Annotated in this window: 16 protein-coding genes and 1 pseudogene; 8 read left to right on the top strand and 9 right to left on the bottom strand. The window is 44.7% G+C overall.

The genetic code is table 11. The features are described 5' to 3' along the window. Positions 1 to 10 precede the first annotated feature (10 nt). A complete protein-coding gene (locus MusilaSJ_RS02565) occupies positions 11 to 988 on the top strand; it encodes an AraC family transcriptional regulator (RefSeq protein ID WP_274988513.1) in 978 nt (325 codons plus the stop codon). On the opposite strand, the gene MusilaSJ_RS02570 is transcribed toward MusilaSJ_RS02565, so the two are convergent. From MusilaSJ_RS02570 to MusilaSJ_RS02595, 6 genes are all read right to left on the bottom strand, one after another. Then, positions 969 to 1,685 carry a helix-turn-helix domain-containing protein gene (locus MusilaSJ_RS02570; protein WP_274988514.1) on the bottom strand — a complete coding sequence of 239 codons (717 nt, stop codon included), beginning with the start codon at positions 1,683 to 1,685 and terminating at the stop codon, positions 969 to 971. The genes MusilaSJ_RS02565 and MusilaSJ_RS02570 overlap by 20 nt on opposite strands. Positions 1,686 to 2,108: 423 nt before the next feature. Further along, entirely contained in the window at positions 2,109 to 2,873 is a 765-nt protein-coding gene (locus tag MusilaSJ_RS02575) for an SDR family oxidoreductase (RefSeq protein ID WP_274988515.1), read from the bottom strand. Positions 2,874 to 2,885: 12 nt separating this feature from the next. Further along, entirely contained in the window at positions 2,886 to 4,163 is a 1,278-nt protein-coding gene (locus MusilaSJ_RS02580) for an NAD(P)/FAD-dependent oxidoreductase (protein ID WP_274988516.1), read from the bottom strand. Positions 4,164 to 4,231: 68 nt separating this feature from the next. Then, entirely contained in the window at positions 4,232 to 5,188 is a 957-nt protein-coding gene (locus MusilaSJ_RS02585) for a catalase (protein ID WP_274988517.1), read from the bottom strand. Positions 5,189 to 5,502: 314 nt separating this feature from the next. Next, positions 5,503 to 7,839 carry a hypothetical protein gene (locus MusilaSJ_RS02590; protein WP_274988518.1) on the bottom strand — a complete coding sequence of 779 codons (2,337 nt, stop codon included), beginning with the start codon at positions 7,837 to 7,839 and terminating at the stop codon, positions 5,503 to 5,505. After that, positions 7,839 to 10,382, bottom strand: coding sequence for a DUF5686 and carboxypeptidase-like regulatory domain-containing protein (locus tag MusilaSJ_RS02595; RefSeq protein ID WP_274988519.1), 2,544 nt, complete (start codon positions 10,380 to 10,382; stop codon positions 7,839 to 7,841). The genes MusilaSJ_RS02590 and MusilaSJ_RS02595 overlap by 1 nt, the downstream gene beginning before the upstream one ends. A 263-nt stretch (positions 10,383 to 10,645) precedes the next feature. On the opposite strand from MusilaSJ_RS02595, the gene MusilaSJ_RS02600 reads away from it, so the two are divergent. The 4 genes from MusilaSJ_RS02600 to MusilaSJ_RS02615 all read left to right on the top strand — a co-directional run bounded on the left by MusilaSJ_RS02600 (position 10,646) and on the right by MusilaSJ_RS02615 (position 14,602). Continuing rightward, on the top strand, positions 10,646 to 11,959 hold the full coding sequence (locus MusilaSJ_RS02600) for a cytochrome ubiquinol oxidase subunit I (protein WP_274988520.1): 1,314 nt from the start codon (positions 10,646 to 10,648) through the stop codon (positions 11,957 to 11,959). Between the two features lie 3 nt (positions 11,960 to 11,962). Then, positions 11,963 to 12,964, top strand: coding sequence for a cytochrome d ubiquinol oxidase subunit II (locus MusilaSJ_RS02605; protein WP_274988521.1), 1,002 nt, complete (start codon positions 11,963 to 11,965; stop codon positions 12,962 to 12,964). A 61-nt stretch (positions 12,965 to 13,025) separates the two neighbouring features. Further along, entirely contained in the window at positions 13,026 to 13,550 is a 525-nt protein-coding gene (locus MusilaSJ_RS02610) for a hypothetical protein (protein WP_274988522.1), read from the top strand. A 41-nt stretch (positions 13,551 to 13,591) separates the two neighbouring features. Next, on the top strand, positions 13,592 to 14,602 hold the full coding sequence (locus tag MusilaSJ_RS02615; protein WP_274988523.1) for a hypothetical protein: 1,011 nt from the start codon (positions 13,592 to 13,594) through the stop codon (positions 14,600 to 14,602). 241 nt (positions 14,603 to 14,843) lie between these two features. On the opposite strand, the gene MusilaSJ_RS02620 is transcribed toward MusilaSJ_RS02615, so the two are convergent. Next, positions 14,844 to 16,760 carry a hypothetical protein gene (locus tag MusilaSJ_RS02620; RefSeq protein WP_274988524.1) on the bottom strand — a complete coding sequence of 639 codons (1,917 nt, stop codon included), beginning with the start codon at positions 16,758 to 16,760 and terminating at the stop codon, positions 14,844 to 14,846. Positions 16,761 to 16,860: 100 nt separating this feature from the next. On the opposite strand from MusilaSJ_RS02620, the pseudogene MusilaSJ_RS28045 reads away from it, so the two are divergent. After that, positions 16,861 to 17,016 (top strand): annotated as a pseudogene (locus MusilaSJ_RS28045) (HNH endonuclease); the annotation flags it as partial. 75 nt (positions 17,017 to 17,091) lie between these two features. Next, entirely contained in the window at positions 17,092 to 17,841 is a 750-nt protein-coding gene (locus tag MusilaSJ_RS02625) for a hypothetical protein (protein WP_274988525.1), read from the top strand. Between the two features lie 386 nt (positions 17,842 to 18,227). On the opposite strand, the gene MusilaSJ_RS02630 is transcribed toward MusilaSJ_RS02625, so the two are convergent. Beyond that, a complete protein-coding gene (locus tag MusilaSJ_RS02630; protein WP_274988526.1) occupies positions 18,228 to 19,034 on the bottom strand; it encodes a hypothetical protein in 807 nt (268 codons plus the stop codon). A gap of 474 nt (positions 19,035 to 19,508) precedes the next feature. Continuing rightward, positions 19,509 to 19,853 carry a hypothetical protein gene (locus tag MusilaSJ_RS02635; RefSeq protein ID WP_274988527.1) on the bottom strand — a complete coding sequence of 115 codons (345 nt, stop codon included), beginning with the start codon at positions 19,851 to 19,853 and terminating at the stop codon, positions 19,509 to 19,511. Between the two features lie 45 nt (positions 19,854 to 19,898). On the opposite strand from MusilaSJ_RS02635, the gene MusilaSJ_RS02640 reads away from it, so the two are divergent. Next, the gene (locus tag MusilaSJ_RS02640) at positions 19,899 to 20,123 is read left to right on the top strand and encodes a hypothetical protein (RefSeq protein ID WP_274988528.1); all 225 of its coding nucleotides are present in this window, start codon (positions 19,899 to 19,901) and stop codon (positions 20,121 to 20,123) included. Positions 20,124 to 20,465 lie beyond the last annotated feature (342 nt).

Below are 20,465 nucleotides of genomic sequence, written 5' to 3' on the forward strand. Positions count from 1 at the left end.
ACCGGAAGAAATGCGCGAGCGATCAAATAAAAAAAAGCATGTGGAAGGTATCACCCGTTGCGGAACAGCCTTCGAAAGGCATCTTCATGAAGGGATCGTTGATCTTGACAAAGGTTATGAGGACGATCCCCTGATCACCATTTACAAGCTGGAAGACATTTTGCCGCAACTGAACAATTACCTTCCGCCTGTCCGGCAATCGGGACAATGGATCAGCCTGGTGACTAAGGGGGCCGGGGAAAAATCGATAGCTGACCATTATTTCGAGATCAGGGACCATACGCTTTTCCTGGCCGGCAAACGTGCCTCCCAGTCCAGCAGGTATTACTTCCCACATGTGCAAGGGTACACCGTCATCTTTGATATTGAAAAATTAAGTTCCTTGCTGCATAAAGGGGGTATCATCCGCGAGCGTAAGGTACTGACCGCATTACTGAGGCCTTACCTGTACCTGACCACGAATCAATCCCAAAGATTGGCCGAGATCATGAATGCCATCTATGAGGAAAAGATCCATGCGAAAGGTGCGGTCACCGAGCTGATGGCCCTGAAGATAGCCGAATTACTGATCCAGTGTGATCGTTTATTTGAGCGTGAACGGCTAATACGTCATGATAACCAGCATTTTCCGGTCCTGCAAAAATTCCTTTCCCTGGTCGATGAAAATGTACACCGTCAGCATAGGTCCACCTTTTATCACCGAACCTTAGATCTGCAGGCCAGTCAATTGAATATGATCCTCAGGTCGCACGGTATGGGCAATTCCGGGGAGATCATCAGGAATAAACTGATCACGGATATGAAGCTGCTGCTGCACACGACCAGGTTATCGGTAGGTGCCATCGCCAACGCGCTTGGTTTTAATTCGGCAAGAAGCTGCTCCCAGTACTTTACAAGGAATACCGGGATCTCCCCATCCACTTTTCGGGGCAATCAGGACGCGGTGATCAGAACCCTGGGAGATCAGGTTAGGCCGAAGCGCTTCTGAAGGCGACCGGTGAGATACCGGCATACTTCTGAAAGAATGTTGAAAAGTTATTGGGGTCCTCAAAACCAAGCTGGTAGGCGATCTCCTTAATGATCAGGCCGGACTGGGCAAGCAATTGTTTGGATCGTTGTACCACGCGGTTATTGATGCTTTCCTTGGCATTTAAACGGGTATGTTTTTTAACGAGGTAATTCAAATGATTGGGATGGATACCCAGTGTGTCCGCATAATACCTGACACTTCTTTCCCTTGTATAATTCCGTTCAAGGAGGTTGTTGAACTGTTCGATGACCGGGTGAGTTTCCAATGTTTCCTCCTCATCCGCTGTTTCGCTGTTCATGCTCTCACAAAGGATCAGCAGTTCGAGGATCTTGATGGCGATCATATCATTTCTTTCCGGGTGATTACAGGTCAGTTCATCGGCGATCGCGCCAACGATCTGTTGTACACGGAAACTATCTAAGGCAGAGAGCAGGAAAGTGGCCACACTACATTTTTTGAGCGATCTCCTGTGGTTCAAACAGGTCCTGGCCACCGATGAATCAGCGAACAACTGGTCATTGAAATGGATCAGCAGCCCGTCCAAGCCATTGATCGCGTCACGCACCGGTGTTCCGGGCGGAATGATACAAACGCGCCGGCCATGGTCTTTTTGCTTCCGGGAACTGCCTTTTTGCCGCTGTTCCGCTTCGACCATTATCGTAAAACCATTAACTGAGCCTTGGAATGCACGCATCTGAGCAATCTGGGATGTGCTGCAGAAAGTGACGCCTTCCTGGACTTGCCACGGTCTTCCGGTCATGCCACCGGTAAATAAATCCCGGGTTATAGTTCGTTTTGATAAAGGGAATTGCCCCGCGGCAATTGGATCGTTCGGGTAGGTTTGATATTGGATCATGGCGATGTTTTTACACCTCCATATCCAACTACCGTACCGTTCGTTATATAGTTGATTTACAGGTATTTATTAAAATATCAACTATTTTAGTTTGCCGATATATCGGCAAGTGCCGAAAATATTTTTTTATATTTCGAAATATCGGCCGAACAGGGCCCTTTTATTACCAAAAAAGGCGGCTTGGGAAGGCCGCCTTAGCATGTTGATCTTTGGGGTATTTCTTTATTTTTCGTCCAGGCCCAGTTTGTAGGCCCGGCGCTGTACAAGCAGTTCCATATACTTTTCATAATCCTGCCCTTTGACCTGGTACAGTTTCCAGATCTTTTCATGCGTGTTGATCATAAATTGTTCAGCTTCCATTCCCTTTACGACCATATCCGCAACTTCTTCGGGTTGCAGCGCATCTTCCTGCATGGCGGCAACGCCTGCTGCCATTGGCGTATTTACAGGGCCAGGGCAAAGCACGCTGACGGTAACACCTTTATCCTTATAGGCAGAGCCGAGCCATTCGGCCAAACCTATGGCGGCATGTTTGGTCGTACTGTACATCGCGGAATGGAACTCGACCAATAACCCGGCTGCCGAAGCGACATTCAGGAGGTAGCCGCTTCCACGTTCCACCATTTGCGGTAGTGCATATTTCGCTGCATAAACATGGGACATCAGGTTGATCTGCCATGGCAGGTCCCATTCGGCTTCCGTGGAAAACACATCGCCGAACTTCGCGATACCGGCATTGGAAACGAATACATCAACACGTCCGAATGCAGCGGTCGCTTTTTCGACAAGTGCCTTGATATCTTCTTCTTTGGCAACATTGGCCGGTATGCCCTTTGCACCGATGAGCGCTGCTTTTTCAGCAAGTGCTGTTTCATTGATATCCGAGATCACGACAATAGCGCCTTCATGAATGAACCTGACCGCGAGCGCCAGGCCAATGCCGCTTGCGCCACCGGTAATGATGGCGACTTTTCCTTTTAATTCCATAGTCTTCGTTTTTTAATTGTTCTTCTTTTTGGTTTCAGGATGTATGATCATTCGCAGTGCCTGATCTTTTGAAAAATACGCACCGGTCCAGTTGAAAAGCGTGGTGATCATGTTCCGGGTATTGATAAGGGAAACAAGGTGAACGAACAGCCACATGAACCAGGCGATGAACCCCCTGAAATGGGTCTTGTTACCCGGCAGGTCTACGACCGCCTTATGCCTGCCGATAATGGCCATACTACCTTTATCCCAATATTTAAAAGGGCGGCGTTTTGAACCCGACTCCTGGTTCTTCAGGTTTGCGGCGAGGTTACTGCCTTGCTGAATGGCCGGTTGGGCGAGCTGCGGGTGGCCATTCGGAAAAAGGGTTTCGTGTTGTTGCAGGGCGCAATCACCGATGGCGTAGATATTTTCCAGCCCTTTTACCTGGTTATATTCATCGACCATCAGCCTGTTCCCACGACCGTATGCCGTTTCAGGCATGCCGCTGAAACGCGGGCAGGTAACACCAGCGGCCCATACCAGTGTTTTGGCAACGATCGTTTCCCCATTTGAAAATGTGACCGTTTCACCATCATAATCCTTGACCTGGACCTGCAACTTTACCTTGATGCCCATGTCGGTCAGGTTCTTTAGCGTATCCTGCTGTGATCGCTGACTCATGGGTTTCAATACCGCGTCCGTTCCGTCAACGAGGTAGATACCGGCCTCGCTATCCAGAGCGGCCATTTCCGGGTAATCCTTGGGGAAGACCGAGTGCCTGATATCGGCAAGCATTCCTGAAACCTCGACGCCTGTCGGACCACCTCCGGCCACAACGATATTCAGGAACTTCCGGCGTTGCGAGATCTCTGTGATCTTGGATGCCTCTTCCATTTGTAGTAGCAGATGGTTCTTGAGCTCAAGGGCATCATTGACCGTTTTCATCGGCATGGCATGCGCCCTGACATTTTCCATCCCGAAATAATTGGTGGATGCGCCCACCGCGAAGATTAAGACATCATAGGGAAGCATCCCGTCTTCAAGGAGCAACAGGTTCTTTTGGGTATCCACGCCTGTCACTTCCCCCATATGGAACCGGCTGTTACGCATTTTGCGCATCAGTTTCCGAAAGGGATAACTGATATTGGCCACCTCAAGAAAACCCGTCGCCAGCTGATAAAGCAATGGCGGAAAAAAATTATAGTTATTGCGGTCAACGAGCGTGACCCTGAACTCCCCGGAACCGGCGAGGCCCTTCATCACGCTGATACCACCGAAACCGCCGCCAACAATGACAATTCGTTTCATTAAACTTCTGTTAATTTAGATTACCAAACCCATTCAGGGAACGGGGCATTATCTGTTATGAACCGGTATTAGTGGGCAAATGGACATGCTCCACGGCCGACGCTGCTACGCTGCGCAGCAGAAACCTCGTAAACACCGCGCCGTATTTGCAGTATCGGGTCATCTGTCGGATCGATACCATCGGTAAGCTGCGACGGATCATGGTTCATCACCTTATCGGTCAGGTCATCTTCCTTCAGGGTATCGGTTAGTGTCAACCTCCCAATGACCACGCGTTTACGGTCTTCCGGCCATAGCGCGGTGGCATCATTAAGGGGATCACCATCCTCTGCGAGTTCAAGTACCAGGTCAAATTCGGCCGTTCCACGGCTGAGTCGTGAAGCCAGTTCGGTGAACAGGACATCGCCTGCCATGGCGCTCAGAACCTCCACGGGCTGCCCTTTGATGCCGGCAACCGGTACCCAATGTAAACGGCCCGGGGTCACTTCATCCGCAGCATCACGGAACAGGAAAGCATGAACGGAGTTAAATTCGGTATGTGCGAAACTTACCGGGGCGAGGCTTTCGGCCCGCATCTTGAATACTTTCGCACTGTTCAGGTTACTGGCAAGGAAGGCCTGCAATCCTGCCTTGTTCACCGGCCCTCCGGGTTCCGTTGGCAGTCCGGCTTCCAAAAGTGCCAGGAATTGCTCCACGGTATTGGCGATAAACAGTTTCTGGCTAAGCATCACCAGGTTGCTGACCATCCCTTTGGGCATATAGAACCGCACGGCCATACCTACGGTCGCACTAAAATTGGCATAGGGATCACCTCCACCTTTAGAGAACCTTACGGAAACGGGTATCTCTTCCCCCTGGAGGAAGAGTGCTCTCGTATAATCCCTGGCGGCTACATTACCCTTGAAATATCCTTTAAAAAAGCGCCCGTCCGCGTGCAGCGAACGGTAGCCGGGAAAATACCCTAAGATCTTGCCGATCTTTTCAACGATCTCGATCGAATGTTGGTACTGGCTGTTCTGTGACATATTGCTGTTTTTTTTGTTTAAATAAGTGTGTTCAGTTTTACAAACTTATCGCTGCATTCACCGCCTACTCTTTGAAAATCAATTGAAACCCTTTGAAAAACAACGGTGTCATAACCAGCTGTTATCTTCACGGACCGGCTCACTTCCACAGATCCCGGCATACAGGATAATGCTGACGCAGGCGGCTGATACCAGCCTTGTTGAAATTAAAATGATCAGGTACATAGCTTTATGGTTTTGTTTGTATAAAGGTCAGGAATACGGTTGCGGATGAACTTTCAAAAACCAACAGAAACCTTTAGAAATCAAGGCTTTTACTGCTGGTTTATGGTCAGGCGTATGGCCTTAAGTCCGACCACACCTTGCATCGCCTCTAATTCCAGGTATTCCAGCTGATCCGCTATCCCTCCTTCGGCCTGCAGGAAACGGATATGGACCAGGAACTCATCAAGATCTTTTTGTGAAAAATAGACCAGCGCGATCTTACCGGGACAGGTCAACCGCTCACTGCTGCCTTTGATGACCGCCTTATCAATCCTTTTTTTCAGGATATGGTACCGGATATTGTACGCGCCCTCTACATCGAAGCGCCGCTCATCGCGCCGGAAACGGATATCGATATTATAAGGGTGAACAAAAATAAGTTGGGTGATCTCGATCGGGTATTCCAGCGCCGGCCGGAGTTCATCCACTTCCAATGCTATGCTGACCAGGTTCAGTAATTGGAGCAAGCGGAGGTTTTGGATATACATCTGGTCAAATGGCCTTTCAGGAGCGATGGACTGACCGATATAAATATCATACTCCACACCGTCTGTACGGAACTTTTCAAAGAAAGCCGGGAAATGTTCCAGTGCATCGTTCTTTAGCTGGTCCACCTTTTTGTTCACCGCAGCGATCACCGTGGTCATGGAACGCTCCAGCTTACGTTGGCTTGCGCCATATTTGCCGCTTCCCGGTAATTTTAATTCGCTCAGGAGTTCCGCGATAACCTCGTATTGACCAGGACAAGCCCCCCGTAAACCTTCAAAGAACCGGACCATTTCCGTTTCGAGGAAATAGGCAAGTTCTCCGCTGTGCAGGGTATCCGCATCAGCGTTCACCCTTTGCGTCCATTCCCTGCAAAGGAAACTCTTTTCCTTCAGCAGGCTAAAACCGGTCGCCCTGAAACAGGTATCCAGGATAACTGTCATTGCTTCCAGTTGGCGGTGGCAATCCTCCGACAAGGCCGTATTCCTGTTGACAGTAGAATTTCTGATATCTATGGCCGCGTATAGCGGGTACACCTGGTCGAAGCTGATCTCTTCCGGCTCCGCGTGAGGATCATCGGTCCTGATAAAATTCAGGGCCGCTTCATTGAAGCGCCATTGAACCGCTTCCTGAAGGGAGGTGAACTGGTCCCGGATCACGCGGTCAAGCGAATCATTAAAACGATCAACGCTGCGTTTGTAAAGCAGGCCGAGTACCGGTAAGAAGTTTTCAATCCTGAACAGGTTGACCTTTTGCAGGGGATTGTCCCGGTCTGCCAGGATCTCCAATGCGCCTACAAATTCCCCCATATAGAGGACAGGTAAAAGCGCGTAAGCGCAGACACCCTGGCTCTGCAAACTTCTCAGGTATGCGTACGTCGAAGTGCGCTCAGCAATATCCCGAAGATAGATCAGGTCTTTCCGGTGCCTGAACACCTGTTCAAGGAAGCCGAACAATTCAGCCTGTTGCTGACCGTCCACCAATGGACCGGGATGAACGGCGGTAGCTTTCCGGGGATCATCAAATATATAACTGCCATTCAAACGGAGCATCGGGTAAAAGCCATATTGGAAATGCCGGTCTCCGCTTAACAGGTCAAGAACTTCTCTGACCTCGGCGATGGCCTGGATATTGTCCTGCTCGTTATTGCTGACCACAGCCTGCTGGGTAATGGACTTCAACAAATGTTCAACAGAATGGTCGCTGATCTTCCAGGTGAAAAATCCCCGGAGCCTGATCTGATCTATGGGGATCGCCGCTTTAAGCAAGTGGACCAGCGATCCCTGGTCCACAGAGCGATCGTCCGCGTCCGTAAGGAGGCGAACCATTTCCTCAACGGCGGTGGCGGTTACCGCCTCGGCGAACCTGCCTTCGGAGGCCACCGCAAAATATAGTGTACGTCCTTGGTCTGTAAGAACACGGATGTAGGTATTGGTCGATATAGGGCTTGGCGTGGTAAGATAACTTTGCCAGAGGGTATGGTAAATGATACTTTCCATGAATTCATGGCCGGAAGCAAACAGCAGGGCAATCTCCTGTTCTATCTTTAGGGTCACCTGCCTGTCCGCCGCATATTTAAATGTTGACCAGTTAAAGTAATGTTCCTGGGTAGCACATGGCGAAAGCAGGACACGTCCCATATCTGTCAGGGCATCATCACCTGTGAAAAGGGTCTGATCGGCGAGTTCAAGTACTGTAGGAACGGCCGCGTCCTTCGGTAACTTATCAAATGCGCGGATCGACTCCTGGTACAATTTGCGGGCAAGTCCCTTTGCATTTTTACATTGCGTATTCAGGTAGTCGACCAGCCTGGTGACCGAGAATTCGCCATGCCCGATGCATGTGGCCCCACCAACGTGCAGTTCGCTTTTGCTTTGATCATTTTCAGGTAAGGTATTCATCAGAAATCGAATTTTACGTAAAACCTGATACCGCTTTTGGCGATACCCGGGTGATCGAGGTAAGTGAACCGCCTCACGTAGTCCACCCTGAGTAATTTGAAGATATTGGCTACCCCGACACTGCCTTCCACGTACGGGTCGCGGTCCAGTGCATAGGTTACCGGAGCACCCGTGCTTGTCCTCGGAAATTGCAACAGGCCTATGTTGTTCGAGGGATCATTTTCCGCGCGGACGCCGCCCCAAAGTCCTTTCACATTGATGACCTCACGCCATTTAAGTTCTTTCAGCAAGGGTACGCGGTTAAAGATCAAACCGTTAAAATGGTGGTCTACGCTGATCGCGGCGTAATGATCGCTCACGAACTCCAGGAAGTTCATCAGGTTATAGGACTGGAACTGGAAAGCATAGCTTTGATTCGCACGATGGATATCCAGCAAGGGGAACGGTGCGGTTCCGAACAGTTGACTACCTTCAGTTACCACATCGGTATAGCCCAAACGGCCGAGGTAGAAACGTTTGTTCAGGTTAAGGGTGATATTCTGGTAATTATGATCGCCGCCGAAAAGGTCTTTGATACCCTGGTTATACCGTAGCGTGATGATCGGGTATTTATCGATGATGGGGGTCCGGTAAAGCTTACCCTGGTAAAATTTCTCATTCGGGGCATATCGCAGTTCAGCGGATACCTCCGAGGTCCTTACATCGTTCACCGGATTATTCGCGCCGTCAATAAAGCGCAGCTCGCCCGCCGGGTTCTGATCCCATTTTTTAAAGCCCAACCGGAAAGAAAGGTGGTTCTCATATTCCTGTACATAATCCAGCCTGAAGATGTCGTTATACAGCCAGAGGTTATTCTCACCGCGCTTAAAGGATAAAAGAAAGTTATCCTCCTGTACGAATTGCAATTCCTGCCCGGGTATTTTGGTATCGTGCTGAAAGCTGGCCCTGACATAGTGCTGCGGGAATTTATAGATAGATTTATCGTTGATGGAATAAGTGGCACTCAGGAAATACTTCATCCTTTCGTCCTTGAAGCCATACGCGGCATATGTTTCAAAATAATAGCGTTTACTGAGGTCGGTGGTCGTCCGACCGCCGAGCCTGAGGCGGAAGCCCTCGACAGGATTGAAGCTATAGAAGGTATTCACAGGGCCGACCTCGAACCAGTTGAATTTTTTGTACCCCGCCAGTAATAATGTGGCAATGTCCATCGTCCGTTTGAAGGAAGGAATGGTTTGCAGGCTATCGATATTCTTGTAAATATCAGCCTCGGCCTGTTTGAGGGTATCCAGGCGGTTCTTAACCCAGAAATCATCACTTTTTTCATCCGCGCCCTGTTCAACGACCACATCCTTGCCGTCGAAGAACGAGATGGGTTTGGGCGGAGCGATGCGAAAGTCATTGATCACGACATTCCGTTCACCGAATATGCCGCCGCCTTTCTGCTTATTGATACCAAAGTCGATCTTCAGGTCGCTGTTACTCAGGTAATATTTACCATCTGCCGAACGGTCGAACTTCAGGATGGTCTCCATCCGCCTGATGAAGTTCAGGTTAATGTTTTTATTAGCGCTTAGCACGGCATGCTCGACCGCATAATGCCCGTCAAGGGTGATGTAGATCCGCCCTTCAAAGAGCATATCGGTCGTATTCCTCGGGGTAAAGCTCAGTTCGATCAGCTGCGGTGTCTGATTCCTGATGGTATCTGTGATAAAGAACTTATAAGCACCCGGCGCGTTATCAGATATCGGGCTGAGCAACTGGTTGCTCAATAAACTGATATTGTTGTCATAGATATCGATATCCTGGTACATCCGGTTGAAGTAGCTTTGCAATCCCTGGTTGTCCACGAAATTCTCATCATACTTGACCTGCTTGGTCGCCCGCACGACCTGCTTTTTCCGCTCAGGCTGTTTACTGATAAAGTTATCGGAAAGCTTTTCCTCCATATACAGGGGAAGCAGATTCTTGCCGCCAATAGCGGTAGAATCCTGTTCCCGGAACAGGAACTGGTAATTCTTGAAGATCTTTTTGTGCATGAACTTTTCAGAAAGATTACTGAGCGAAAAGATCATCTTCTCATAGGAAGTGTATTGCTGGTAAGGGTAACTCTCCGGCCTGTTCTCCGGCTTATGGGCGATCACCTTGCGGATCAGTTCAACTGCCGGATTATTCTTGTTCGTATACTTTTTCTTTTTACCTGAATGAACGGTCACTACCTGTAACTGTTGAGAGGAAGCGCGGAGGACAAAGTTCAGGGCCTGTTCCCGGCCCGGCAGAAAGTTCTTTAGTTGTTCACCATAACCAACGGAACTAACCCGCACCTGGGTATAGCTTCCGCTTAGTACCAGCCTGAATCTTCCGTCGACGGAGGAACTCGTTCCCTGGCTGGAGCCGACCACGGCAATACTCGCATTTGGTATTGGTTGTTTATCAGCAGCATCAGTGATCACACCCGTAATGACAGTGTTTTGAGCATCTGCGCGTGCATTTGCGAAGATCAGTGCGATCATGAACAGGAAAGAACTAATTAGTTTTTGCATGGCAGATATGAATGTAAATTTGAAGCCGGATAAACCCCGGTCGTTCGATACCAAAGGTCAGCCAAAAGGCTCTCGGCTAACTTTTACTTTCAAATAAAAGCCTGTTGAAATCAAGGAGAACATAAGTTCTGAAAACGATTGACCAGAGGCTATCCCACTGTCGGTACAGATTGATTTTCAAAGCGGTTTATTTGAAACCCAAAGGCCATGCGAACCGCAGCAGCATAGCTTTGACGGTATCAAGCTGAAATCAAATCTTCCTTATGAACGATCTTATAGCTGCACGATCACAAATGGCCTTATCATTGGGCTTCCATATTGTTTTTTCCTGTATCGGAATGGTTATGCCGTTCTTCATGGCGACCGCCCACTACAAATTTCTCCGTACCGGGGAGGTACGCTACCGTAATGTAGCTAAAGCCTGGAGCAAGGGCGTCGCTATTTTCTTTGCTACCGGGGCGGTTTCAGGAACTGCGTTATCGTTTGAGCTTGGTTTGTTATGGCCGGGATTCATGAAGTATGCGGGGCCGATCATCGGGATGCCATTTTCACTGGAAGGTACCGCGTTCTTTATAGAAGCGATCGCATTGGGATTTTTCCTTTATGGCTGGAAAAGGCTGAATGCCTGGTTCCATTGGTTCACCGGCATCGTTGTGGGCCTGACAGGTATATTGTCAGGCGTGCTCGTCGTATCCGCGAACAGCTGGATGAACTCGCCCGCGGGCTTCACCTATCATAACGGCATTTTTGGTGAGATCGATCCGCTGGCTGCGATGTTCAATCCCGGCTGGTTCTCACAAGCCCTGCACATGGCGATAGCGGCATTCGCGGCAACAGGATTTGCTGTTGCCGGTATCCATGCCCTGATGCTGCTGAAGAACAAGAATACCGAATTTCATTTGACAGCCTTCAGGATATCGATCGTCTTTGCCATCGTCGCAGCTTTGATCCAGCCTTTCAGCGGCGATATTTCCGCGAAATTCGTTGCTAAGAACCAACCCGCCAAGTTGGCGGCAATGGAAGCTCACTTCAAAACGGAATCAAATGCCTCACTGATCATCGGCGGGATACCGGACGAAAAGAAAGAAGCAGTGAACTATGCCCTGAAGGTGCCCGGTATGCTCAGCCTGATGGTCTATGGAAATACCAAAGGCACCGTTACCGGTCTTGATAAGATCGCACCTGCAAATAAACCGCCTGTTCCGATTGTCCATTACGCATTCCAGATCATGGTCGGTTTGGGGATGTTCATGGCAGGCCTTGCCGTTCTGTACCTGATAGCGATCTGGAAAAAACGAAGCTGGCTATCCCGAAAGTGGTTCAGGTGGCTGTTCGTACTGGCCACCCCGGCGGGTTTCATCGCCGTAGAGGCCGGCTGGACGGTTACAGAGGTTGGCCGTCAGCCATGGATCATTCAGGGGATCATGCGCACAAAGGACGCGGTAACCCCGATGCCGGGAATAAGCTATTCCTTTTACCTGTTCACACTGGTCTATTTTACGCTGAGCATCGCCGTGATCTTCCTTTTGTTGCGACAGATCAGAATGGTCCCGGAATTATATGATCAAAACCAATAAGCTATGTTAACAGTCATCATTATATTTTTATGGTCATCACTACTGGTCTACCTGCTGATGGGAGGTGCTGATTTCGGCGCAGGTATCCTTGAATTGTTCGCACGAGGGCGGCATCGTAAAGGTATCCAACAAGCGGCCTACCGTGCCATAGGGCCGATCTGGGAAGCGAACCATATGTGGCTGATCATTGCCGTTGTGATCCTTTTTGTTGGTTTTCCATCGGTATATTATACCGTTTCCATACACCTGCACATACCCTTGGTCATCATGTTATTCGGTATCATTGCCAGGGGTACTGCATTTACTTTCAGAAACTATGATGCCGTTCATGACCAGATGCAAAGGGTCTATGACCGCATCTTTATTTACTCCAGTTTTATAACTCCGCTGTTCCTCGGGATCATTATTGGCAGTGCCGTTGGTGGCACGATCGATCCCGGGTCATCAGATTTCCGGTCTGCCTATCTTGATGGCTGGCTGAATTGGTTCTCAGTCTGTGTTGGGTTTGCTACCGTATGCCTTTGCGGCCTTCTTGCCGCCATCTACCTTATCGGGGTGGTAAGCGAAAACAATGAGCGGCGGTACCTGGTCCGCAGGATCAGGTTGTTTTCCATCAGTCTACTGGGATGGGGTATCGCCGCGCTGATGATCGCCGCGCACCGCCAATTACCCTTAGCCGGATTTCTGTGGGCTGGCACCTTACAGCAGGTCATGACCTGCGGCAGTATGGTCAGCCTTGTGATGTTATGGATAGCCCTTAACCGAGGAAAGATCATACAAATGCGATTGGCCGCAGGTGGATTCCTGTTTTTCATCTTAGTGGCCGCGACACATAGCCATTATCCCGGTATATTATTGCTCAAAGACGGCTCCACTTTATCGCTCTTGGAAGAACACGCGCCGGAAAGGACCATAACCGTCCTTGCTACGGCATTGCTTGGCGGCAGTGTATTGATCCTTCCTGCGCTTGTATACCTGCTGTACCGGTTCGGTTCAAAAGAATAACAAGGAATTACGGTGATTTAGTTATCTTCATTCCTTTAACTCAACTAAACTCCATCGCATCATGAACTACCCATTACTGCTAAGTTGTATCAGTACTTTCATAGCGGTCTGTGCGTTTATCCTCGGTTTTTTGAACTATTGGATGAGCAGAAAACTTCCTAATGAAAATAAAATATTTGAAGAAAAGATCAAGGCATACCAAGTGCTGATCAAAGTATTGAACGAAACAGCAGCGACATTTATTGAATGTTCCAATGAATTTGAGGACATCCGGTCAGAGGGCGGAAATATAAAGTCGGCCAAAGAAGAGTTAAACGGTCAACTGGACGAAAGCTATTATAAGCTGGAGGATACGATCTACGAACAATCTTTAGTGGTGCCAGATAGTATTTTGGAAAAGATCTATGATTATTTCGACCTGTTAGACCATGAGGAATTTCTGGAGGAAATGGCTACGGGCGGAAAGGTCGAGGAATTTGAGGAAAAAACAAACGATTATTTTGATGCCATTGTCAATGAAATGCGTAGGGACCTTTCCTTTGACAAACTTAATGTGGGCTTAAAAAAGCGAATTGGCGGTAAATAATTATTTCAATACATTCACCTCATGAACCGTAATCATCAAAAATGAGTGAGATCGACCTTGACCAATACCTTGGAAGTAATGACCCGCATTTTAATGTTAATGCACAGGGATGGTATTTTGAATTTACAGGACATAAGAAGCCACATTGTCAAATAAGTTTTGAAACCTTTGTTGCTGCGGTACACGAGGCGTATCATTTTGTACTTCAGAATAGGGATAAACCATTTGCCTGCCTTAACCTGCTGAAATCATTTCCCGAAAAATATCGACTATTAGAGGATGACCATGTGGTCATTATTGACCGTCTGTTAGGTGCGTTGAGTCACCATCCGGAATTTGCGGATTTAAGGATACCATTTATGCAAATTGTTGATTACAGGCATATTTTAAAGCCATATGATCAGGATGAAGATATTATTAACCACCGCTGGGAATTTGATTTTGATATTTTAAAACAAGAGGTCAATAAGCTGACATCCACGAATGAAAAAATGGCGTATATCGTGAATACGCTAACGGATTTTCGCCAAAAAATGCCGGCAATGGACGAAATAACCACAGCCTACTATTTAGACACACAATTTATTGAGAAGTGTGTAAGTGAAGGTAAAAGAATCCAGATGCTCGATCAGTTAAGATCCGGGCAAGCCTATGCAGCATCAATAATTAATGAAGGAAAAACCCTTGAGGATAAAAAGCTGGTCATGGAAGAAATACTCAGGTATATGTCCGGCTTTAATCATGCCGGTCGAAAGATCATGAAGGAAGATGATTACCAATTGTTATTGAGTTACACTGTGGCCTATCTTGAAACTGAAAATGTTCCGGTCATAACAAAAAGGCTTCCACAGCTTGAGATCCCCATCGAATATATCCGCTACTCTTATTATCTGATCCATAAATCACTTTACGGCACAAGAAAAATAAAAATGTCGATGATCGATTTCCTTCATGCCGTTTTTAGCCAGTTCGACAATACTGAGAAAACCACTACCAAGATAAAATTTTCTACAGAGCCCAAAACATACAAAGCAGATACAGGTCACCAGTAATCCGGTAATATTGGTTTTAGGGAATTACCTGTTAGTTACCATCATATTACCATGGTGATTTGCTGGTATGAAAAAATTAAAAAAAACAAACTTTGAAACGATCAGGAAGTGGGCAAGTATTGTGATTGCCCTAATTGAAATTTTGTTGAAGATCATGAGTCTTTAGGCCATAAGTTAAATTCCGAACTGAGTAAATCGAAAATACCTGTTGAAGAGTAAAAAGTATTGGATGTTAAAGAAGTCAGCATAATACACTATACTGTTCCAAATCATCCTTTAACTTTAATAAGATCAGAATTGTCGTCCTTAAAAAATAAAGGTAGTCCATCTCTTGTTTTGCACTATCTCTATTGTTCGAGCCGTGAAGATATTTGTTCCTCAGATCTTTGCCATTAGTGAATTCTTTCTTGTTAAGGTAGTAATTGATATAGCTGACTTCTTCCTTAGTAAATAAACTGTCTGAGGTTAGGAGGAAACCATTGGAGATCATTCGGTCGATCTCTTGCTGAATAACCGGTACAACATGCCCATAATTTATGCTTCCATTTTCCCAAATTTTACCGGAAACCCAAATTAGGATAGGATCGGTCATTATCAACTCACCCATGTCATTAACTTTTAAAAAACCGTCTGAGATAAGATGATCCAAGTGATCGATCTGATAGCTTTCAAAATCGGACTTTTTTAATCTATCTTTTCTAAAGGATTGAAATAGATTTGACCGTTGTTTTGAACCTTTTTTTCTTTCCGCTAATATGCTGTTCTTATCGAAGAATAGGTGACCGATCATTCTGATAACTTGGTGGTCAGAGGTCACATATTTTTGCTTTATAAGGCTTTTAAGGTCGCTGTAATTTATCGGGTTGGAATCTACCTGAAGCAGATCATGATCGATGTTGCCTTCAGATGCCAAATTTTTATATTGCTTCAGCAAGTATTCCATTTCTGGTGCGAACAACCTGATCTTTTCAAAGGCGTTCAAATCGGCCGAAGGTGCGTGAAAGGTCAAATTTTCCACTTTACATTTCTCTTTGAAAAAAGTTATTACAAACCCCTGCAAAATATTTTCAATAGAAAGTTTACGCTCTTTTAAATAGTGGATGAATATCCCCAGTTGCGCAAGCGAGATCATGTCTTTACGGGCAAAAATCATTCCCGTATGGTACTCGCTTTTGGATTGCATAAATACCTTTTCAAGGGTATCCATTTGAGAATCTTTATTAACCAGTTCGATCAGTTCCTCATCGTTTGTATAAAAAAACAGATCTGAAAAGACTGAGAATAGCTCAAATTGTGTTTGTAAGCAGTTAAAATACTTTCGACTGTAAGTATAAGTTGTGCCTTCTTCCTCATCATGTGTGACAACAACCGGCTCCTCCTGGTTATCGACCAGGCTTGCACTGATCTTTACACTTATGCTATTTTCATCATTAAGGAATAGCTCCTTAATGTCGTCAGCTTTGTTATGGGCTTTTAATATTGTTTTTGGGGGAAGCTTCAAGTACTTGGCGTGCTTTGCCAATTCAATATAATTTAGATTTGAATCGGCAGAATCCAGGTAAGCATCAATGATGTCAACTTTGTCAGCATCCGTTAGACTTTTGGGGAAATTATAATTATTGGGTTCATGATCATGCTTTTGCTCATAATGAGAAAGTAATAATTCTGCACTCTCCTCGTAATCCATTAAAAATGTCCTGATCTCATGATTATAATGGTCTACGATCTGTTTTAATGGTAGGATATATCGAATATGGTTTGGAAAAATACCCAAAAGTTGAACGAAAATATCGCGATCAATTTTTTTGTATAACTCAAAATATCTGAAGAGTACCCAAAAATTCTCTCTATTGTCGTATTCAAGATTCGCAATTTCTTCCTTAAAACGATCAGGAGCCAATTGAAAAAAATAGACCCGTAACTGAGCGATCGCTGTTTTTACTATCGATGAATATTTGCTTTTTTGTTCAGCGGACCAACTGTGGAGAAATAGCCCGCTTTCAAAATACTCCTGAATATGATGAAACTCTAAAAGGCTATTCAGATCCAATATCTTAAGATCAAGGTCGCTTTCCAACAGTCTTTCTGCTTTCTGGAGCATTGTATGTCCCATTAGATCTTGCTTAGAAAAAAAGACAACTCGGTTCAATCCCTTCATAAAATATTGTGATGTTTAGTAAATGATAAAATTAAATAAATGGAGTCATTTTTATCATATAGCAATTAGTGCGATCTTTATTAAAAAAGGAATTTACCAAATGGATAGTTGTTATAGCTGCGGTGTGCGATTCGACGGTACTAATAATAGCCTTGAGCATATCATTAACAATAGTATTGGGGGAAGGTGGAAAACAAGAGGCCTTTTATGTATTGCTTGTAACAATCTTTTTGGCAGTGGCATCGATCAAGTCTTAAATGACCAGCTTGAAAATTTTACAGACCTTTTGGGGATCAGCAGGCAGAGGGAACGAAAGAATATAGCCGTCGCCATGAAAAGTTCTGAAGGCGATTTTAAGATAGTAGGTAAAGGGCTTAGACCTCATTCCAAGCTGACTACGATATTACCCGATGGTAGAAAAATTACAGAATTTGTGGAGGATTCCCAATTTAAGGAGTTCATAGAGGAAAAGAAAGCACAGCTAAAAAAGAAATACTCAATATCTTCAGAAAGATACTATGAGGAAAAGCCTGCTGGTGAGTATTATAAAATTCAGAATTCGCTATCTAATGAAGAGTTTGATATTGGGTTCGGAGGGGAAGACTTCTTTAGATCGGTAATTAAAATTGCGGTCAATTTCTACATAAAATTGGGATATGAAATCGAGTGGGTTCAACGGGCTATTAGCGTAATAAGAAAAGAAGCTCCAAATGAAATGGCATATTTCTTTTACGTCAGGCCGGAACGGTACGAAATTCATAATCTTGGAGAAAATGAGGTTTCTCATATCATACACTTGAGAGGAGATAAAAGTAAACGTGTATTATATGCGTACGTGGAATTATTCAATATGCAAAACGTTTTGATCCGGCTAAACTCAGACTATCAGGGCCCAGACATCAATAAGACCTATGCAATTGACCTTAAAACTGGGGAGGAAATGCAAAAGGATGTAAACATAATATTAGGTAGACATCATTTCGAAATTCTTCACCTAATTGGACGCGATAATATGAAGGAGAAGGAGGCGCGCTATCGAAGAGTTGAAAAATTGATTGAAAAAATGCAGTTAAGGGAGTGATCTTTCTAAGATTGATTTGTGATTTTGAAATCGTTTAAGGCATTTGAAAAATTACAATTCTTCACAAATACTTCACAGACCATTCTTGACCAAATCGAAAAATAGTCTTAAATTAGCCTCTGTAAGTCAGAAACTTACTTTTTGCCCCACTGTAAAGTGGTTACCCCGAAAGACTCATAATCTTTTGGTCCCTGGTTCGAGCCCAGGTGGGCGCACTGAAAATGAAGCAGTTACATGAATAATGTGGCTGCTTTTTTGTTTTGGTACGAAATAGGTACGAAAATAATCCACGTGAATACCAATTCTCTATATTAGCGAGTGTTCTTTTTTTTGATACTTAGGGGCTTTTTGTTAGATTGACTTACACAAATTTCATTTAAACTTATTTAAATCCGCATTGAGCGATCATTCTCAAAGCCGTTCTCAAAATAATAACCTGCATTAAATGGTATATGATCCTCTATCCACCACTCGCCGTTTTCATACGATAAATCTAATTCGACGAATTGATGAACGGTCAACTCAAAATCTTTGGGGAAAAGTGCTTTATATTCTGCTCTATTAGATTTTGCAAAATTCAGTAATAGATCCACGAATTCAACACTAAATAAACTTCTAATAGACAAATCTTTTAACCCGTTAATGCCACTTTGTTCAGCCAATCTAATGAATGAATTAACATCTTTCGCAAATTCAACGATTAACTCTATTTTATGGTCCTCAAATAACAATCTTTTTAATTCATCAGATGTCCGTGATAAAACGTTTTGTTCATACCCAACAAAACAATAGGCTTCTGGCCGCTGATGATAACTATCAAACCGTGCGCGAACTTGAGAGATGCTGAGAAGATTAATTTCAAATGTGAAGTGATACTGTGCCGCGAAATCTAACGGATTATTATTCCAATCGCGTTGTCGAGTATTTAAACTTAGCATTTCAAAAGCTTCTATATACTTTCCATTGGATAGTAACGACATGTATTTCGTTACAACCGCAAGCATTTCATTTGTATTTAATAAAATATCATCAGGAATTACACTGGTTTTATTAGAATCTTGAGCGTTTTCGTCTGCTGAGATTAAGGTATCAGGAGAATTTTGCTGTAAGACGACGCCGAACTTACCGGTTAACCTATCGAAAACCTTTAATTCAGGAAAAGTAGAAAACAAAACAGGTTCATAAGCTTCCAAATATAGCTGTAACATTAATTGGCATCTTTCTATCGGCTCTAATGCACTCCATGAATTTAACTGTCCCGGTCTCCGTAATTGTAAAAGTTTATAACACGCTCTAAAAAAAATATCATCTTTTAGTGTCACAAATTCTACATCGTCTTTTGTTGAATCTAAAAATTTATTGTATCAATATTTCGGCGAAATATTGATAGGCGCAAACAACTTGGCTATTACATATTGAGTTGTTGTATTCGGAACTAATTCATACCATATTACATTGTCGCGATTTTGTACTGCCTTACGCCTCGGCTCACTCAAATGTTTCAAAAATTCAGTTTTAATCGCATTGTAAAACTTCCTATAGATAAGGTTGGGTATGTCCATAATTGGATAGATATAAGTTCAAATAAATATAGAATTTTCCAATTTTATTATTGGAAATTCCAAAAGACTTTAAAACGTTCTTATCATATCAATTTTGCATCGTAATCAATCTGGTTGAGGATCGGGATTGAGTATCTGATTCTCGTTTACATACGATAAAAAATTTGATTTATGAAGATAAAGTTTTTCAAAGTTATTTCTCACTCGAGTGAGTGGTTTTCGGCTCGTGCCGAATTCAGGTCTTGTATCAAAAAGTCCATATTCGAGTTCATTCACAAAATCTTGAATTGCACGTATGTACCCTATCGCTTGCTCACGTCCATGTGTGGCTATAAATTGATCAATTGTCGTTTCATCCAAAGGTCGATTATTCTCGCCTTGAATGCGCCAGTTTTGACTAAAATCGTCTGCGTGGTCCAAAATAACACCTCTCAACAGAAACTTATACATAATAATACAAAAGTTGTCAAGCATTAAAAACAGAAAATCCGAGGAATGGAAGAAAATAAAAAGAAGCCGGAATACTGGGAGTTACCGCCGATTGAGCCGTCCACTCCGATAACAAGTTACCAGGTATTCTCACTGCTAAACGACCTGGAGCAGTGCATTGGCGGCGCGCCCGAGCAACTCGAAAAGATCAACAATTTAGACAGGCGTTGCACCAGTTGGAGTTGGCTTGCCGAAGAAGCAGAAAATGAAGCGGAAGAGGACAGTGGTTAATTTAAGAACCAATACATGGTGAGGACTAAAAACAAAAAACGCCGTAAATCATTTATTTACAGCGCTTTTGATCCTAATTGAATAATACTTGGCGGAGAGTTAGGGAACAATAATCTGTCCAACGTCCGCTGTAAATCAATGCTTTGTATTTCTATTCAATTTGAGGTCACCTAATAGATCACCCTTAAATAATCAAATCGCTTGTGCTTGATAAACAAAGATAAATATTTTAAATATAAAACTACAAACCTTACACAAAGGAATTCAAAGACGCGTTAGTCGCTAATGCGCATCTGGAAGCATGTCGGTTCGACTCTGGTTTAGAGTATTATTTTAGGCAAG

Source organism: Mucilaginibacter sp. SJ (genome assembly GCF_028993635.1).
Taxonomy (GTDB): Bacteria; Bacteroidota; Bacteroidia; order Sphingobacteriales; family Sphingobacteriaceae; genus Mucilaginibacter.

Coding starts and splice junctions, on each gene's coding strand:
- MusilaSJ_RS02600 (WP_274988520.1), top strand. CDS start 10,646: ATGAACGATCTTATAGCTGCACGATCACAAATGGCCTTATCATTGGGC.
- MusilaSJ_RS02575 (WP_274988515.1), bottom strand. CDS start 2,873: ATGGAATTAAAAGGAAAAGTCGCCATCATTACCGGTGGCGCAAGCGGC.
- MusilaSJ_RS02605 (WP_274988521.1), top strand. CDS start 11,963: ATGTTAACAGTCATCATTATATTTTTATGGTCATCACTACTGGTCTAC.
- MusilaSJ_RS02610 (WP_274988522.1), top strand. CDS start 13,026: ATGAACTACCCATTACTGCTAAGTTGTATCAGTACTTTCATAGCGGTC.
- MusilaSJ_RS02570 (WP_274988514.1), bottom strand. CDS start 1,685: ATGGTCGAAGCGGAACAGCGGCAAAAAGGCAGTTCCCGGAAGCAAAAA.
- MusilaSJ_RS02565 (WP_274988513.1), top strand. CDS start 11: ATGCGCGAGCGATCAAATAAAAAAAAGCATGTGGAAGGTATCACCCGT.
- MusilaSJ_RS02635 (WP_274988527.1), bottom strand. CDS start 19,853: ATGTATAAGTTTCTGTTGAGAGGTGTTATTTTGGACCACGCAGACGAT.
- MusilaSJ_RS02620 (WP_274988524.1), bottom strand. CDS start 16,760: ATGAAGGGATTGAACCGAGTTGTCTTTTTTTCTAAGCAAGATCTAATG.
- MusilaSJ_RS02625 (WP_274988525.1), top strand. CDS start 17,092: ATGAAAAGTTCTGAAGGCGATTTTAAGATAGTAGGTAAAGGGCTTAGA.
- MusilaSJ_RS02615 (WP_274988523.1), top strand. CDS start 13,592: ATGAGTGAGATCGACCTTGACCAATACCTTGGAAGTAATGACCCGCAT.
- MusilaSJ_RS02585 (WP_274988517.1), bottom strand. CDS start 5,188: ATGTCACAGAACAGCCAGTACCAACATTCGATCGAGATCGTTGAAAAG.
- MusilaSJ_RS02640 (WP_274988528.1), top strand. CDS start 19,899: ATGGAAGAAAATAAAAAGAAGCCGGAATACTGGGAGTTACCGCCGATT.
- MusilaSJ_RS02580 (WP_274988516.1), bottom strand. CDS start 4,163: ATGAAACGAATTGTCATTGTTGGCGGCGGTTTCGGTGGTATCAGCGTG.
- MusilaSJ_RS02590 (WP_274988518.1), bottom strand. CDS start 7,839: ATGAATACCTTACCTGAAAATGATCAAAGCAAAAGCGAACTGCACGTT.
- MusilaSJ_RS02595 (WP_274988519.1), bottom strand. CDS start 10,382: ATGCAAAAACTAATTAGTTCTTTCCTGTTCATGATCGCACTGATCTTC.